This window comes from Acinetobacter sp. M5A5_2a (assembly GCF_053345265.1).
On record NZ_JBKEZV010000012.1, the window covers coordinates 114,472 to 133,065 of the forward strand.

At 36.5% G+C, this 18,594-nt stretch carries 14 protein-coding genes; 2 read left to right on the plus strand and 12 right to left on the minus strand.

What is annotated here, in order from left to right; genetic code table 11:
• Positions 1–10 precede the first annotated feature (10 nt).
• The gene (gene lldP / locus ACLBWE_RS16320) at positions 11–1,678 is read right to left on the minus strand and encodes an L-lactate permease (protein WP_171056797.1); all 1,668 of its coding nucleotides are present in this window, start codon (positions 1,676–1,678) and stop codon (positions 11–13) included.
• A gap of 376 nt (positions 1,679–2,054) precedes the next feature.
• Here lldP and ACLBWE_RS16325 point away from each other — a divergent pair, with 376 nt between their 5' ends.
• The gene (locus ACLBWE_RS16325) at positions 2,055–3,425 is read left to right on the plus strand and encodes a phosphomannomutase CpsG (RefSeq protein ID WP_447604010.1); all 1,371 of its coding nucleotides are present in this window, start codon (positions 2,055–2,057) and stop codon (positions 3,423–3,425) included.
• A gap of 43 nt (positions 3,426–3,468) precedes the next feature.
• On the opposite strand, the gene galE (ACLBWE_RS16330) is transcribed toward ACLBWE_RS16325, so the two are convergent.
• From galE (ACLBWE_RS16330) to galU, 4 genes are all read right to left on the minus strand, one after another.
• Complete coding sequence (gene galE / locus ACLBWE_RS16330; RefSeq protein WP_348950989.1) at positions 3,469–4,485, minus strand: UDP-glucose 4-epimerase GalE; 1,017 nt, start codon at positions 4,483–4,485, stop codon at positions 3,469–3,471.
• Positions 4,478–6,148, minus strand: a complete 1,671-nt coding sequence (pgi, locus tag ACLBWE_RS16335) for a glucose-6-phosphate isomerase (protein WP_447604011.1) — start codon at positions 6,146–6,148, stop codon at positions 4,478–4,480. Before pgi ends, galE (ACLBWE_RS16330) begins: the two co-directional genes overlap by 8 nt.
• Positions 6,145–7,407: a nucleotide sugar dehydrogenase gene (locus tag ACLBWE_RS16340; protein ID WP_151743760.1), complete on the minus strand. Its 1,263-nt coding sequence runs from the start codon at positions 7,405–7,407 to the stop codon at positions 6,145–6,147. The genes pgi and ACLBWE_RS16340 overlap by 4 nt, the downstream gene beginning before the upstream one ends.
• Positions 7,408–7,524: 117 nt before the next feature.
• Positions 7,525–8,400, minus strand: a complete 876-nt coding sequence (gene galU / locus ACLBWE_RS16345; protein WP_424614384.1) for a UTP--glucose-1-phosphate uridylyltransferase GalU — start codon at positions 8,398–8,400, stop codon at positions 7,525–7,527.
• A gap of 426 nt (positions 8,401–8,826) precedes the next feature.
• Between galU and ACLBWE_RS16350 the strand changes: the two genes are divergently transcribed.
• A complete protein-coding gene (locus tag ACLBWE_RS16350; RefSeq protein WP_447604012.1) occupies positions 8,827–10,767 on the plus strand; it encodes an acyltransferase family protein in 1,941 nt (646 codons plus the stop codon).
• 53 nt (positions 10,768–10,820) lie between these two features.
• On the opposite strand, the gene galE (ACLBWE_RS16355) is transcribed toward ACLBWE_RS16350, so the two are convergent.
• The 7 genes from galE (ACLBWE_RS16355) to ACLBWE_RS16385 all read right to left on the minus strand — a co-directional run bounded on the left by galE (ACLBWE_RS16355) (position 10,821) and on the right by ACLBWE_RS16385 (position 18,592).
• A complete protein-coding gene (gene galE, locus ACLBWE_RS16355; protein WP_447604013.1) occupies positions 10,821–11,843 on the minus strand; it encodes a UDP-glucose 4-epimerase GalE in 1,023 nt (340 codons plus the stop codon).
• Positions 11,844–11,886: 43 nt separating this feature from the next.
• The gene (locus ACLBWE_RS16360) at positions 11,887–13,761 is read right to left on the minus strand and encodes a polysaccharide biosynthesis protein (RefSeq protein WP_270903648.1); all 1,875 of its coding nucleotides are present in this window, start codon (positions 13,759–13,761) and stop codon (positions 11,887–11,889) included.
• A gap of 141 nt (positions 13,762–13,902) precedes the next feature.
• A complete protein-coding gene (locus ACLBWE_RS16365) occupies positions 13,903–15,078 on the minus strand; it encodes a DegT/DnrJ/EryC1/StrS family aminotransferase (RefSeq protein ID WP_447604014.1) in 1,176 nt (391 codons plus the stop codon).
• A 27-nt stretch (positions 15,079–15,105) separates the two neighbouring features.
• Positions 15,106–15,765, minus strand: coding sequence for a NeuD/PglB/VioB family sugar acetyltransferase (locus ACLBWE_RS16370; RefSeq protein ID WP_447604015.1), 660 nt, complete (start codon positions 15,763–15,765; stop codon positions 15,106–15,108).
• Complete coding sequence (locus tag ACLBWE_RS16375) at positions 15,762–16,370, minus strand: sugar transferase (RefSeq protein ID WP_111856295.1); 609 nt, start codon at positions 16,368–16,370, stop codon at positions 15,762–15,764. Before ACLBWE_RS16375 ends, ACLBWE_RS16370 begins: the two co-directional genes overlap by 4 nt.
• A gap of 1 nt (position 16,371) precedes the next feature.
• Positions 16,372–17,508 (minus strand): glycosyltransferase family 4 protein, encoded by a 1,137-nt coding sequence (locus tag ACLBWE_RS16380; RefSeq protein WP_447604016.1) that lies wholly within the window; start codon positions 17,506–17,508, stop codon positions 16,372–16,374.
• Between the two features lie 7 nt (positions 17,509–17,515).
• The gene (locus ACLBWE_RS16385) at positions 17,516–18,592 is read right to left on the minus strand and encodes a hypothetical protein (protein ID WP_447604017.1); all 1,077 of its coding nucleotides are present in this window, start codon (positions 18,590–18,592) and stop codon (positions 17,516–17,518) included.
• Positions 18,593–18,594: the final 2 nt, after the last annotated feature.

Below are 18,594 nucleotides of genomic sequence, written 5' to 3' on the forward strand. Positions count from 1 at the left end.
TTCACTCGAGTTATGGAATCATCCACGGAACCAGATAAGCCTGAACCGTAATAATGATGCCAACAAAGACAGTGAATATGATGCTATGTTTTACGGTGAAACGGAACAAGTCAGATTCTTTTCCAACTAAACCTACTGCTGCACAAGCAATTGCAATCGACTGTGGAGAAATCATCTTTCCTGTCACACCACCACTGGTATTCGCTGCTACAAGCAATACTTCGGGAATACCAATCTGCTGAGCAGTGGTCGCTTGTAATGCGGAGAACAAAGCATTTGAAGATGTATCTGAGCCCGTAAGGAACACACCAAGCCAACCTAAGAATGGCGAGAAGAAAGTAAAAGCATGACCCGTATGCGATAGAGCCAAAGCTAAAGTTGCAGATAACCCTGAATAGTTCGCAATAAAAGCAAAAGCTAACACCATACCAATTGAATAAATTGGTGTTTTTAACTCATTTAGTGTTTCACCAAAGGTCGTTACTGCCTCACTCGCTTTCATTTTCAAGAAAATAGCAGTGATGATTGCAGCAATAAAAATTGCAGTACCTGTCGCAGAGAACCAGTCAAACTTATAAATCGCTTCATATGGTTTCATCTCTGACACAATCGGCGGCATTTTTTCGACCAATTTATGCAAATACGGCACTTCAAGTTTAAAAATTAAATGTTCCAGTGCCCCATCTTTTGCAAATAATGCTTTAAACGGCTTAACACTCCAGATGGTTACCATCACTGTTAAGATGGCAAATGGAGACCATGCCTTAGCAATTTTCCCAATACTATAACGTTGAATCGTTGTAGGTTGTTGAGTTAGCGTTTGACCAGCTTCAGGTTCAAAACGGAAAATATGTTTTGGTTTCCAAAAACGGAACAACACAGTCAGGCTGACCAATGAAGCAATTGCCGCTGTAATATCCGGTAATTCAGGACCAATAAAGTTAGATGTTAAATATTGTGCAATCGCAAAAGCGCCACCACCCACCAACACCGCAGGCCAAGTTTCCTTAACACCACGCCAGCCATCCATAATCGCCATAATCCAGAACAGCACAATCAGCGTTAAAAACGGCAACTGACGTCCAACCATCTGGCTAATTTCCATGGTATCTACACCAGAAACCTGCCCCGCCACAATAATTGGAATGCCCATCGCACCAAATGCAACTGGCGCAGTATTCACAATCAAACATAAACCAGCTGCGTAAAGTGGCTTAAAGCCTAAACCAACCAGTAATGCAGCGGTAATTGCGACAGGAGCACCAAAACCGGCAGCCCCTTCAAGGAACGTACCAAAAGCAAAGCCAACCAGTAACATTTGTAGGCGCTGATCTTCGGTAATTGACAAAATGCTTGAGCGAATCACCTCAAACTGGCCTGTTTTTACCGAAATTTTATATAGAAAGACTGCCCCAATAATAATCCATGAAATTGGCCATAGACCGTAGAAGAAACCATAAATAATGGATGCAAAGGCCATTTGACCCGGCATTTGATAGAAAAAGAGAGCGATCAACAATGCAATAATGACTGTGCCCGTACCCGCAATACTGCCTTTTAAACGAAAAACCGCCAGAGCCAAAAAGAAGAAAATAATCGGGATTAATGCAACTGCACTGGACAGCCAAATATTATTTAAAGGGTCATAAAGTTGTTGCCACATATTGAGCATTGTCATCTCCTTGAAATGCTGGGGCGAATTTTTTGTACCTTAAAATTTTAAACATTTAGCACAATTGGTATGACCAATTAAAATTTAAGTGCAAATGTTATTTCTTAAACCGCAGATCGCATCATAAACACGAGCATTAGCAAGTTCAAGCATTAAATAATCACCACAATTGGTATGACCAATAGTGCCAAGTAAAATCAAGCTATTTCTCATTCATAAATTTATTTATTAGACTAAAGTCTTAAAAAATTATTCTTATAAATTTAGACCCACCTTACAGAAATGAAGCTTAGAACTTGAATATAAAAACTATAAACATAACCATTAATTGATAAATGTATAATAATGCTCAAAACTCAAATCATTTGTATTGAACTGAATAATGACTACTTTAACGTGTTTTAAAGCCTATGATATCCGAGGTAAACTCGGCACCGAATTGAATGAAGAAATCGCCTATAAAATTGGCCGCGCTTACGGACAAATCTATAAACCAAAGACTGTAGTTGTAGGTTGCGATATTCGTCTAAGCAGTGAGTCTTTAAAACAAGCGACCATTCGCGGCCTAAATGATGCTGGTGTTAATGTGCTTGACTTAGGCATGACGGGTACTGAAGAGGTCTATTTCGCCGCTTTTCATTTAGATGTACAAGGTGGTATTGAAGTTACCGCTAGTCATAACCCAATGGACTATAACGGTATGAAACTGGTACGAGAAAATGCTCGTCCAATTAGTGCAGATACGGGTTTAAAAGAAATTCAGGCTTTAGCAGAAACAGATCACTTTGAAGAAGTTAGTCAAAAAGGTACTACTCAAAGCTATAACATCTTGCCTGAATTTGTCGAACATTTAGTCACTTATATTGACCCAGCAAAAATTCACCCATTAAAACTGGTCGTAAATGCTGGTAATGGTGCTGCGGGTCATGTCATTGATACCATTGAAGCAAAATTTAAAGCGCTCAATATTCCTGTCGAATTTATCAAAATTCATCATAAAGCAGATGGTACTTTCCCAAATGGGATTCCTAACCCAATTTTAATTGAAAACCGTGACAGTACCCGAAATGCTGTACTTGAACATCAAGCAGATATGGGTATTGCTTGGGACGGCGACTTTGACCGCTGCTTCTTGTTTGATGAAAAGGGTCAGTTCATTGAGGGCTACTATATTGTTGGTCTATTGGCTCAAGCTTTCTTGATTAAGCAACCTGGCGAAAAAATTGTTCATGACCCACGTTTAGTGTGGAACACCTTTGATATTGTCGATGGATACAAAGGCATTGCAGTACAGTCAAAATCTGGTCATGCCTTCATTAAAGATGTCATGCGTGAACATAATGCCGTATACGGCGGCGAAATGAGTGCCCATCACTACTTCCGTGACTTTGCTTACTGCGACAGTGGCATGATTCCGTGGTTACTCACCATTGCCTTACTCTCTGAAACTGGACAATCTCTTTCAACCCTCGTTGAAAATATGATTGCCAAATTCCCTTGTAGTGGTGAAATCAACTTTAAAGTGGCTGATACACAGACCACTATTCAAAAGATTTTCGATTTCTATGCTGATCAAAACCCACAAATTGACCGTACCGATGGTGTAAGTCTGGACTTTGGCACATGGCGTTTTAATGTACGTGCGTCAAACACAGAGCCATTGCTACGTTTAAACATTGAAAGCCGTGCAGACCGTCAAGCCCACCCTATGCAACATTATGTAGATGAGTTGACAGGATTGATTCAAGGCTAATCCATAATAAAAAAGGAGCAATTCGCTCCTTTTTTATTGATATTTAATTATATCCATTAGGATTTTTTTTCTGCCAATTCCAACTATCAGCAAGCATATCCTCTAAACTATGTTGCGGTTGCCAACCCAACTCTGTAACTGCACGGCGATTGTCTGAAAAAGAAGTCGCAACATCGCCAGCTCGACGTGCTACAAACTCAAAGGCTACAGGTATGCCATTAACTTGTTGAAAGGTATCTTTAACTTGCAAAACAGATGAACCATTACCTGTACCGATATTCCATGCTCGGCAACCCTTCGACTGTAAACGGTTATTTAGAGCACACAAATGCGCATTCGCTAAGTCAACCACATGAATATAATCACGTACACCAGTGCCATCTACTGTGTCATAGTCATTGCCATAAATGGACAATTTTTCACGGCGGCCCACAGCAACTTGAGTCACATACGGCATTAAATTATTTGGAATACCTTGTGGATCTTCACCAATACGCCCACTCTTATGTGCACCTACTGGATTAAAATAACGAAGCAATGCAATTGACCACTCTGGATTAGACGCTGACAACTTTTGCAATAATTGTTCAACAATCAACTTAGTATAACCATAGTTGTTACTTGGCATACCTGTTGGCATGTCTTCATTTAATGGCGATATATTGGCTTCGTCATACACCGTTGCAGAGGAGCTAAATACAAGTGTATAAACACCAGCCTTTTCCATCGAGTTAACCAGTTGAATGCTACCCGCAATATTATTATCAAAATAAATGAGCGGTTTTTCTTGGCTTTCACCTACGGCTTTTAAACCCGCGAAGTGGATCACAGCGTCAATTGAATGACTCTGAAAAACACGATCAAGCTCATCTGCATTACGAATATCGCCCTGCACAAAAGTTAAACTTTTTTGAGCGATATCTTGAACTCTATTTAGAGATTCTTCTGAACTATTCGAAAGGTTATCAAAAACGATAACTTCATGACCAGCCTGCAAAAGCTCAACACATGTGTGTGAACCAATATAACCTGCACCACCAGTGACTAGAATTTTAGCCATCTACTTTTCCTAACAATATTTTAATTAATCCACGCGTTGAAGCATCAAGTGTTGAAAGGTCATTTTGAACACCGTTTAAAATCGGAAGTAGCTGATCAGCAATCTGCTTACCTTTCTCAACCCCCCACTGATCAAATGGATTAATATTCCAGATCACAGACTGCACAAAAACTTTATGCTCATATAAAGCAATCAACATTCCTAAACTATAGGGATTTAATTCTTTCAATAATAATGTAGAACTTGGTTGATTACCTTCATATTGCTTATAAATTGGTAAATTCTCTAATTCAGTCGAGTCTAAAGCCTCATTACCAAAGGCTAGTAATCTTGATTGTGCTAAACAGTTTGAAAGTGCAAGATGGTGTTGTTCGACCAGAGCTTCTGCATTTTCAACATAGGTAAAATGATCTGCATTATAACGTTGGACTGGGGCAATAAAGTCACAACTTACAGCTTGCGTTCCTTGGTGTAACAACTGATAGAAAGCATGTTGAGCATTTGGTCCAACCTCACCCCATATAATAGGACAAGTATCAAGCTCAACTTTTAGGCCATTGCGCTGTACTGACTTCCCATTAGATTCCATTTCTAGCTGTTGCAGATAGGCTGCAAAATACTTTAATCGTCCATCATAGGGTAATACGGCATGAGTCTGAATATTTAAAAAGTTATTATTCCAGATTCCTAACAGTGCCATCAAAACTGGAATATTTTGATCAAAACTCGTATTTTGAAAATGCTCATCGACTGCATGAGCCCCTGCTAAAAGTTGCTGGAAACCGTCCACACCAATCGTCAAGGCTATAGGCAATCCTATACAAGACCATAGAGAATAACGTCCACCTACCCAGTCCCACAGCAGTAACTGGTTTTCAGGCGCGATTCCCCATTCTGACATTTTGTCAGCTTTTGTAGATATGCCAATAAAGTGACTTTTTAATACACGAGCATGTGCTCCTAATGCTTTTTCAAGCCACTGACGCACCGTTTGAGCATTTGATAAAGTATCAATCGTACCAAAAGACTTAGATGAAATAATAAACAAAGTTGTTTCAGGACGAAGTTGGTGGAGTAATTCTGATAACTGGCTACCATCCATAGTCGAAACAAAGTGAACATTTAAAGGCTTAGCCGTTTTCACCTTGAAATCAGACAACGCATGGGTGACCATTTGTGGTCCTAAATCGGACCCACCCACTCCAATATTAACAACGTCTTGAATCACTTCACCAGTTGAGCCACGATATTGTCCTGCATGGATTTTTTCCACTAAGGCATACATACGTTGTAACTGGCTATGAACTTGTTCTGTTAAGTCTGGAAACTTTGAATAGTCAGCCGGTAAACGCAATGCCCAGTGCATTGCTGCACGTTGCTCAGTACAGTTAATTTTAGCTTGTGAAAAAAGGCGATTAATCCATTCAGTTAAGTTTTTAGTATTCGCAAGAGCTACTAATTGTTCTAAAATATCTTTGGTTAAGCGATGCTTACTATAATCAAAAAATAATTGATCAAATTTTACAGAATAATTTTGAAAACGATCAGGCTCTAAAGCAAATAGCTCTTTTATATGTAATTTCGAGTTTTTTTCACCTAAAGTTTGCAGATGAGCTAAAGGTGAGACTAATTCCTTTGGAAATTGCTCAATTGACTTACTCATAAGCGACCTACTCCTTCATAAGCAAAACCTTTCGCCTTTACATAAGCAGGATCATAAATATTACGTCCATCTAAAATTAAAGGATGCTTCATTAATTGTTGTAGTTGCTTAAAGTCAGGACTCCAATATTGCTTCCATGCAGTGACTAGGCATAATGCATGAGCATCTCGTACCGCCTCATATTGATCAGTACATAAAATTAAATCTTCACGATGCCCATAAGCTGCTGCTATTTCATCTAAAGCTTGAGGATCATGCAGACGCACTATTACACCCTGTGCCCATAATGCAGCTAATAAAATATGAATCGGTGAGTTGTGTATATTCGAAGTATTTTCTTTAAAAGAAGCACCCCAAATCGCAACTATTTTGCCATTTAGGCTACAGTGATAATAATTCCATAACTTACGAAATAAAATTTCTTTCTGCTGCTCATTAATAGCCCAAACTTGTTCCAAAAGGCGGCTTTTTGTTCCAGTTTCAGACACAGTGCTCGAAAGTGTTAAAATATCATGCGAAAAATTCTCACCACCAAATCCTACACCTGGTGATAAATATGCAGCACCAATACGTGTGTCAGCAGCGATACCATGTTTTACATTCGCAATATCAATACCTAACTTTTCGGCAACCATAGCCAAGTCATTCATATAACTAATGCGGGTAGCCAACATGCCTGAAATACTAAGTTTGGTGAACTCAGCATCTAAAATCGGCATAAATAAATATTGATAACTAAACTGGAAAAAAGGACGCAATAACTCCTGCATAGTTTCACTTGCATCTCTAGATTCCACACCGATAATGACATGCTTTACATTCAATACACTATTAATGGCATTACCTTCCTGAATCACATCAGGGAAGTAAACCCACTCATCTTTTGGCAAATGCTGTTTTAATTTCTCTGTACCGTGCAAACCAAAAGTAGAACCATTAATCATTAACCGTGGGTGAACAATTGGTCGTTCACCCAATTTTTCAACCGTTTTTAATGCAAGTTCAATTTGTGTTGGGCTAAAACAGAATAAATAAACTTCAATATCTAAAGGAATCTCAGAAAAAGGGCTCTCTTTTAAGAAACCCGCTTTTCGCTGCTTATTTAAGTAATTATTTACGTCTTGATCTTGATACGAAAGTACAGAAATATTTTCTTCACAGGTGACACTTGTACACCAGTAAATTTGATTACCATATTCAGCTAATAACGCTGCCATCACGCCGGCATGTAACGTTGTTCCAAATACTGCGATTTTCATTGCACACCTGATTTTTTCGTATTTTATAGATTTCTCTTCCCTTTACAGGAAGAGAATATACTGCTCAGCTACTATATTCAGTAGTTTTTACAAATGCTTAAGCAGAACTACAAAACTTTATAATTTAAGTTCTTGAATCAGCTGTTTAAATTCCAATCCTAACTTAGGGTGTGCAACACCATAATGTAGTACAGCTTTCAAATAGCCAAGCTTGCTGCCACAGTCAAAAGTTTGGCCTTGCATCCGGTAGGCTTCAACGGTATCAGTTTCTTGAAGCATCGCAATAGCATCAGTTAACTGTATTTCATTGCCCGCACCTTTGGGTGTATTTTCCAAAAGCTGCATAATCTTAGCAGGTAAAATATAACGCCCCACCACGGATAAATTAGAAGGCGCAGAACCTATAGCAGGCTTTTCGATAATTCCCTGCATAGCAATACTTTCACCCTCATTCGGGCTCTGCTTCACATCAACAATTCCATATTGATCTACAAGATGATCTGGTACTGCCTCAACCATGATTTGAGCAGCTTGACTTGCTTCATAGCGTGAAATCATACGCGATAGATCATTTTTCCCTGAGTTATCTTGAACCAATACATCTGGCAATAACACAGCAAAATCATCTTGCCCAACAATACTTTTTGCACATAAAACAGCATGCCCCAAACCCAAAGGTTGAGGCTGCCTTACACTTACCACAGTCACATGAGATGGAATAATCTGTGTAATTTCTTCAAGTAAATCGAACTTTTTCTTTTGCTCTAGAGTCGTTTCTAGTTCAAAGTTTCGATCAAAATAATTTTCAATTGATGCCTTAGATGAATGAGTTACCAAAATAATTTGCTCAATTCCAGCCTCTACAGCTTCACGCACTACATATTCAATTGCAGGGCGATCTACCACTGTGACCATTTCTTTGGGAATTGACTTACTTGCTGGTAAAAAACGTGTACCTAATCCAGCTACAGGTAAAACTGCCTTTTTAATCACAGATTCACTCTCTAATTAACCATAATATCTTTACTACGTTAACATAACGCCCTATCAATACTTTGTTGGGCAGGACTTATTTTGTCTATAGTAATTTAAAAATGATAATTTATGCTAGCTGAAAGCTATTCAAATAATTAAGAAGCATTCAGCATGTGTCTACTATAGCATAATTCTTGATGCATTTCTCTTAAAACACCTCTCAACCCCCTCCATCTACAGAATTAATTACTTTTAGAATCAAATATATAATAGAAAAAATCAAGCAATAATACTCTTCTATATTCTCAAAATTTGGTATCATATGTATTAAATAATATCAATTGTTTTTAATGATTTTAAGAAGTCAAACAGATATAAAAATATACTAAATCATTCTTCTAAGTACATATAATAATGCGGACGATACCTTGACTTAGCTTTTTTATGAATACCAACTTTAGATACGATATCAATGGACTACGAGCTTATGCCGTAGCATTAGTTGTACTTTTCCATTTTGGAGTAATAGGCTTTTCCGGTGGTTTCATCGGTGTGGATATTTTTTTCGTCATTTCAGGTTTTTTAATGACTCAAATTATCGTATCTGGCCTTGAAAAAAAGACTTTTAATTTTTTAAAATTTTATATATCTCGTGCAAATAGAATTATTCCACCCCTAGTCGCCTTATGCTTGATTATTGGAATAATAGGATGGTTTACTTTAACCCCTCAAGAACTAAAAGACTATGGTAAACATGCAGCCACTAGTTTAAGCTTCCTCTCAAATATTCAGTATTTTAGAGAATCTGGTTATTTTAATACTGACTCTCATGAAAAATTACTATTACATACTTGGTCTTTATCTGTTGAGTGGCAATTTTATATTCTACTTCCTATAATTATATTTATAATAACCTTATTAACAAAAAATAAATTGGTTTTGAGGTTAATATTTCTAGTAATATTATTAATATCATTTTTATTATCAATTTTAATAACAAAATCCAATCCAACCGCTGCATTCTTTCTACTACCAACGCGCGCTTGGGAAATGATGACTGGTGGATTGTTATACTTATTCTTTCAAAACAAAGTTTTTTCATCTTCTAAACAAACAATAATTGAGATTTTTGGATTTTTTTTAATAGTTATTTCTGTTATATTTTTTTCAGGAAAAACTGCTTGGCCTAGTTATAATGCAGTTTTGCCTGTCTTAGGAACTCTTTTAATTTTATTAGCATCTAAGAATAATTCTATTTTAACAAATAATAGAATTGTACAATTTTTAGGAAATACCTCCTACTCTATCTATTTATGGCATTGGCCTATTGTATTTTACTTATCATACATAGAAAAATCGCATGAAATAATATATATAATATTATCCATTATATTATCAATTACTTGTGGATGGCTATCTTTTAAATTTATTGAAACCCCAACAAGAAAATGGCTTTCAAAACAAAAAGTTTACTTAAACTATATTAGTACATTAATCTATATTTCAGTTCCTATGGCGATATTCATAGCTTTTTTCGTAAAAGATGGAATGCCAAATCGATTACCACAAAAAATCAACAACATAGCCCAACAATCTAATAATAGAAACCCTTTAATGCAGAAGTGCCATATAGAAGAAGGTATAAAAGTTCCTGAATGCAAGTATGGCAATGGGCCTGTTAAGTTAATTGTAATAGGAGATAGTCACGCAGCAGCAATGATTAGATCAGTTGAAAAATCACTTCCAATAAACTCTTCAGTATTAGATTGGACCTATTCAGGCTGCCCTACAGTGGAGCATATTAAAAAATTAAATAGCCCAAATTTTAAATGTGGCTTAGTTATATCAAAATTTATAAATAAACTAGATCAACATCCTAATACTCCGATTCTAATAATTAATCGAATCAATGTGCTGTTCCACGGTGCTCCAGATGGGGACAATGATTTAACAAAGCCTATTAGATATATAGATCGTCCATTCCAAGCATATAATCAAGAATATTATAATGCTATGAAAATAGCTTATGTTGATACTCTATGTAAGATTTCAAAAAAGAATGAAGTTTTTGTTACACGTCCTGTTCCTGAGTTTCCATCTAATGTTCCGAAAACTTTAGCACATAAAGCCATTATTCATTCACAGACAAGAATGAAAATCCTAAGAGCTCAATATATGCAACGTAGTAAGTTATCTTATGAGGCGCAAAATGAAGCAGCTGAAAAATGTGGTGTCAAAATTTTAGAAACAGCTAATTTTTTCTGTGATAATAATTATTGTTATCCTGATAAAGACGGTATGCCTTTATATTTTGATGATGATCATCTTAGTATTTATGGTGCGGACCAATTAATTCCACTCTTTAAAAAGGTTTCAGAAAAATAAATAAAATTGAAGTAATAGGGTTTCCCCTATTACTTCAATTTATCAATATAGGTTTATTCTACCTTATATCCATTAGGATTTTTTTTCTGCCAATTCCAACTATCAGCAAGCATATCCTCTAAACTATGTTGCGGTTGCCAACCCAACTCTGTAACTGCACGGCGATTGTCTGAAAAAGAAGTCGCAACATCGCCAGCTCGACGTGCTACAAACTCAAAGGCTACAGGTATGCCATTAACTTGTTGAAAGGTATCTTTAACTTGCAAAACAGATGAACCATTACCTGTACCGATATTCCATGCTCGGCAACCCTTCGACTGTAAACGGTTATTTAGAGCACACAAATGCGCATTCGCTAAGTCAACCACATGAATATAATCACGTACACCAGTGCCATCTACTGTGTCATAGTCATTGCCATAAATGGACAATTTTTCACGGCGGCCCACAGCAACTTGAGTCACATACGGCATTAAATTATTTGGAATACCTTGTGGATCTTCACCAATACGCCCACTCTTATGTGCACCTACTGGATTAAAATAACGAAGCAATGCAATTGACCACTCTGGATTAGACGCTGACAACTTTTGCAATAATTGTTCAACAATCAACTTAGTATAACCATAGTTGTTACTTGGCATACCTGTTGGCATGTCTTCATTTAATGGCGATATATTGGCTTCGTCATACACCGTTGCAGAGGAGCTAAATACAAGTGTATAAACACCAGCCTTTTCCATCGAGTTAACCAGTTGAATGCTACCCGCAATATTATTATCAAAATAAATGAGCGGTTTTTCTTGGCTTTCACCTACGGCTTTTAAACCCGCGAAGTGGATCACAGCGTCAATTGAATGACTCTGAAAAACACGATCAAGCTCATCTGCATTACGAATATCGCCCTGCACAAAAGTTAAACTTTTTTGAGCGATATCTTGAACTCTATTTAGAGATTCTTCTGAACTATTCGAAAGGTTATCAAAAACGATAACTTCATGACCAGCCTGCAAAAGCTCAACACATGTGTGTGAACCAATATAACCTGCACCACCAGTGACTAGAATTTTAGCCATATGTGCCTCTCAAACTATTTAGATAATAACTGATATTTATAATCTAATTAACCATAATATCTTTGCTACGTTTATACCCATCGACATAGTGTTCGAGTTGACAAAGAGCCCAATCAATATCTTTTTGAACAGCAGTCATATTATTAACCCGCTCAAAAACCTCTTGAATCTCTGTAAGAGGATAAAACTTTTCAAATGATCGAAGAATTCTACTGTGCTCGGTATATTCAGTATTTTCTTGATCAATTAATAATTCTTCATAAAGTTTTTCACCTGGGCGTAATCCACTGTAGTGAATTGCGATATCCCCTTGCTCTGAATCATGTTCACGCACAGTTAAACCACTTAAAGAAATCATTTGGCGAGCTAAATCCTGAATACGGACAGGTTCGCCCATATCAAGTAAAAAGACATCTCCACCTTTACCTAGGGCACCAGCTTGAATAACTAACTGAGATGCTTCAGGAATCGTCATGAAGTAGCGTGTTACATCTGGATGGGTCACAGTAATAGGACCACCTTTTGCAATCTGATTTTTAAATAAGGGAACTACAGAGCCTGAAGACCCTAATACATTACCAAAACGTACAATACTAATTTGAGTTTGCTTTTGAGCTTCAGCCATTGCCTGACAATAAAGCTCAGCCATGCGTTTTGATGCACCCATAACATTGGTTGGGCGTACTGCTTTATCGGTCGAAATTAGAACGAAGGTCTCAACACCCTTTTTCACAGCTGCATTTAAACTATTCGCTGTTCCAATCGCATTGTTCTTGAGGCCAGCAATAGGGTTACATTCTACTAAAGGTACATGTTTATAGGCAGCGGCATGATAAACAGTCTGTACGCTATATTGCTCAATAATACGCTCTAATTTTTGTTGATCCTGAACAGTACCTAAAATTGGAACAATTTCACATTGAGCGCTTAGACGTAATTCTCTATCTATGCTGTAAAGAGCAAATTCTGTAATTTCATAAATGATCAACATTTTAGGTTGATTTTTAATAATTTGTCGACATAACTCCGAGCCAATAGAACCACCGGCACCTGTTACCATTACGATTTTATTATGAATATTTTTTGCAAGTAGATGATCTACAGGTGGTACTGGGTCACGTCCCAATAAATCAACAATGTCTACTTCACGAATATCAGCAACTTTTAGTTCACCATCAACCAGCTGAGTAAGGCCAGGAAGTTCCGTAATTTTAAGATGTGCGGGCTCTAACTGTTGGATAATTTCACTTTTACGTACGCGACCTACTGAAGGCAATGCTAATAAAATTTCATCAGTTTTATATTTTTCAAACCGTTGTAAAGCTTTTTCTAAAGATAGTACCTTTAAACCACCAACCATATGGTCTTGCAAAGAACTATTATCATCAATGAAGAAGACAGGTAAATGGTTGCCAGAACGATAAAGCACAGCTGCAATTTGCTGACCAGCATCACCTGCACCATAAATTGCGATACGCTTTCTCTCTTCCCCTGTGAGTAATGCAGACTTTACAATAAATCGGATAAATGCACGGCTACACCAAACCCAACTAAACATTAAGAAACCAAACATCAATGGAATTGATGTTGGAACAAAAGCTGCCGAGAATGCATTTAGGCTATATAAAACAACCACCATCAGTGCAACAGCAAGTGCTAATTTTGCAATAAAGGCTTCGTTAAAAGTACGAACAATAAAGCGATATACCCCAGTTACCATTAAACTTAAAATAGCAACGATAGTAACGATCGCTACTCCATAGTTAATCCCTGGGATAACTTCAGCACCTAAATCAAACAGTCGAATGGCATAACATAGCCACAAAATAACAGGAAACGCAAAAAGGTCTACAAGAACCAAAAAACATTGTTTGGTGAGTCTTGGGGCAGACGCAAACTGATAAATAATCTTTTTCACAATACTCTTCTAATCGTTCTAGTAACCGTGCGATATTTATACTCATTTCTCATATAACTAGAAATAAAATTTACGCAGCGGTTACATAACTTTAAATCAGATCATAATTCAAAAGAAAGCTATGTGAATAGCTTCACATTTTTATGACTGTATAGCTCTACTAACGGCATTAATTGCAAGAATTGTTTTTTCTATACTGTCTGGACTCAAAGTCGGATGCACCAAAAACATTAAGCTTGTTTCACCTAATTGCTGCGCATTTTCCAAACGTTTTTCTGGACGCCATGGTGTACCATCAAATGCATGCTCTAAATAAACTTCTGAACAAGAGCCACTAAAGCAAGGGACGCCTTGCGCATTAATTTCTTGCATTATACGATCACGAGACCAACCCTCTGGTAATGCCTCTAAATTCACTTGCGCATAACATTTATAATACGCATGAACATAATCATCTGAAGCGATATGAACGTTAAAGTAAGGAGAATTTTCAAACGCTTTTAAAATCTTTTCTGCATTTTCAGTACGCTTTTGTGTCCATTCAGTCATACGTGTTAACTGAATTCGACCAATAACTGCTTGCATTTCCATCATGCGCCAGTTAGTACCAAATGAGTCATGCAACCAGCGGAAACCTGGAGGATGTTGTTTATTATAAATACTGTCATAGCTTTTACCATGATCTTTATAAGACCACATTTTTTTCCAAAGCTCTTCATCATTTGTGGTGACCATACCGCCCTCACCACCAGTTGTCATAATTTTATCTTGACAAAAAGACCAAGCAGAAATATGACCGATTGACCCAGCAGCTTTTCCTTTATATTTTGCACCATGAGCCTGTGCGCAATCTTCAATAACATAGATGCCGCGCTCAGTAGCAAGTTGCATAATCGGATCCATATCGCACATCCAACCGGCCAAATGTACACAAATAATCGCTTTAGTATTGGGTGTAATTACGGCTTCAATCGTACGTCGTGAAATATTCTGAGAATCCAACTCTACATCTGCGAAAACAGGATTAGCTCCCGCCGTTACAATGGAGCTTGCTGAAGCAAGAAAAGTACGAGACGTCACAATAACATCATCACCTGCACCAATATCTAAAGCTTTTAATGCAACATCCAACGCAACAGTTCCATTTGCCAAAGCTACCGCATATTTTGTACCAGAAAACTCGGCAAATTCTTTTTCAAAAATTCTACATTCTTGACCGGTCCAATAATTTACTTTATTTGATAGTAATACATTTTTGACTGCGTCAGCTTCTTCTGTAGTAAAACTTGGCCATGGTTCAAATGCAGTGTTTAACATTATGATTTCCTAATAAAAAAATACTTCTTACTTTCTTTCTAAAATTCTGGCTGGGTTGCCGACAACTGTTACACCAGCTGGTACACTTTTAGTCACTACAGCACCCATACCAACAACAGCACCTTTACCAATTACTAAAGGCTTGTCAGGTGTACCTTGTTTAATGACGGCTCCAGCACCTATATAAGCATGATCTTCAATATGAATGTTACCATTACATTTAACGCCTGGAGCAAATGTAACGTAGTCACCAATCACACAGTCATGCTCAACATAACTGTATAAATTAGCATGAAAACATTTACCGATTTTTATATTTGATGTAATTGAAACGAAAGGACTTAAGGCTGCCCCTTCACTGATTTCAACGTTATCCATAATTATTGAATTATCAGCGTGTACGGACCAAAGTTTAATACCATCAGCAATCAACTGATTGGCAATTTTTTCACGAATTTGACTATTCGCAATAGCAATTAATACATACTTATTAGAACATTCTATTGATTTAAAAGTTTGATAGTTCACAGCTGTATGTCCGTTTACTATCTTTTCTTCTTGTAAACTATCATCAATAAAATAAATTTCTGCTGCAATACCCTGACGTTGGAGCTGTTGTCTTGCAACAGGCATCAGACTGCGACCACAACCTGAAGCACCATAAATCGCATAGATATGGTTACTCATTTATCTGCTTCCGACTTTGAACCTGTAAACTTGGTCATCGTCGCTTCACCCGCTTCATTAATATCATCTTTAGCGATTACTTTTTTAACGGTTTGTAGCATAATTTTAAAGTCTAACCAAAGCGATCTATTTTCAACGTACCACGTATCAAGTTTAAACTTTTCTTCCCAGCCAATTGCATTACGTCCATTCACCTGAGCATGACCAGTCATTCCTGGACGTACATCATGACGCTTGGCCTGTTCTTTATTATAAAGCGGCAAGTACTCCATCAGTAAAGGTCGTGGGCCAACAATACTCATATCACCTTTAATCACGTTCCAAAGCTCAGGCATTTCATCCAAACTGGTAGAACGAAGCATTTTACCAAATGGCGTTAGGCGCTCACTGTCTGGTAAAGGATTACCCTGTGCATCTGTTGCATCTTTCATTGTTCGAAATTTAATCATTTCAAACGGCTTCCCATGTAAACCTGGGCGAACTTGGCGAAACAATACTGGCGAGCCTAAGTTTTTTTTCACCTTATATGCAACATAGAAATATAATGGCGAGAGCAAAATTAATGCTATAGAAGCAATAATGATATCAAATAAACGTTTCAACATTTTACAGCCCTAAAATATCTATCAGTTTTTGATTTACTTTATTAGCATCAAATTTTTCGATTGCTATTTCATAACTAGCTTTACCCATTATTTGAATCTTTTCAGGATGCTCAATAAAGTAAATCATTTTCTCAGCTAACTTTTCAGGGTCCCATCGCGGTACGATAAAACCATTAACTCCATTTATCACCGTCTCACGGCAGCCTGGAACATCTGTAGTAATTACCGCTCGACCAATTGCCATAGCTTCTTGCGTACTTCTTGGTACTCCCTCCCGATAGGAAGGCAAAACAAAAACGTCACTATTCGCGATCCATTCCTGAATATTATCTACATGCCCAGGGTACTCTATAACTCCTGATTTTATAAGATTGTGTAATTCATCTTCGGATAATGCACCTAAATTACTTTTATCAACTGCTCCTAATACTGTAAATATAGTCTTAGGATACTTTTCTTTTACTAATTTAGCCGCAGCTACAAATTCATGGATACCTTTTTCTTTCAGCAATCGGCCTATAAATAAAAACCTAGTTTTTATAGCATTTAGATTGGCTACTGGCTTATATGGATATGCTTTTAAATCTAAACCTATTCCGCCTAAAACACTGACATTCTTTACTGATAAAGAATGATTTTTCAATAAATCTATTGGATCATCCGGGTTTAAAAAGATTAAATGGTCTAAATGTGGAAAAGCTATTTTATATAAAAAAATCTGAATATTTCGTATCAGTTTAGTTTTAGGGGCAAGCCCTTCGGGTTGGTCAGTAAAGGTATACCCTAAACCTTCTAACATACCAATACGACGCGGCACTTTTGCTAATTTAGCTGCTAAAGTTCCAAAAATAACAGGCTTCGTAAAATATGAAAAAACGATTTCTGGCGAGACTTCACCTATTTTCTTAGCTAAGCGATAGGTAGCTATTAAATCAGCTAGTGGATTTAAGCCACCTCTATTTAGCTCATAAGGAACAGGGATAGCGCCCAAGCTTTGGATTCGTTGTGAAGAGATATCATCATAATCTGTAGCAAAAGCATACACCTGATATTTATTGTCTATTAAACTCTTTATAAGGTCGGCACGGAAACCATAAAAGCTTGAAGCGACTGTTCCTATTAATGCTATTTTTTTCATACCAACCTCATTTTTTCGAGAATAATTGCTTATGTTTCTCACCCAGTAATAAGAAAAAACATATATAGACAACAATATAATTAAACATTCTCAATCTAACGGCTGTGCCAAGATTATCGTTACCAATTAACCAGACGCTGCCATAAGCCACAAAAAAAACTAATAAAAATCGTATAAAAGCATTAGCATATCTAATATTTTTAATAATATAGAAAAACATAAAAATAAAAGGCAAACTCTCGATAATCCATAATAGTACAGATAAAGGATTTACAAAAAACAATCCAAATAATTGGCCTAGAATACTTAAAATAAAGTTAGGTACAAACATTACAGGATCAGAGAAGTCAATTCCCAAAGTAGAGCCTGAACTAACATCAGCATTTTCAGTAAAACCTTCTCTATATTTTGTTAGTGGATCAAGATATCCATAAAAATTTAAAATAAACAAAATTAATAAATAAAAAAATCCAAGAAATATGGTTTTCTTAGCATTTAATTTAATTCTCCAAAAAATTAAAGCCATCAAAAACCCGAAACCTAGATATGGTCTAAAACCATAAAGCAAAAATAGAAAAACTATAGACAAAATAAAAAAGAATATTTTTATTATAACTTCATTCGTATTTATATATTTTCTAACCGTTAAGCACCCCAAAAGGAATATTAATAACATAACAGTATCACGATATATATCCATAGAATAGAAAAACAAAGTAGGATATATGAGCATTAACAATATACAATAAAAATATTCTTTTTGGTTTTTATTAAACTTTAAATTTGCAACTACTGTAGTCAAAAAAGGAAGTAAAAATAAATGGATACCAAATATTACATAAGATATTATAGATCTAGAGTAAAAACCAGAATCAGAAAGAAATTTTAAAAAAATAGGCCATAAAGAGGTTGTATAATCTTCATATCCTTTAGCAAAAGCATCATAATAATCAGCATCACTCCCTCCACCAATAGGAAGTATTAAATAATCAGTTTCAAACAATAAAAATAAAAGTATCTTTGTAAAAAGTACAATAAAAATCGAAATAAATATAGCTTGATTACTAACTTTTAGTTTATTCATGT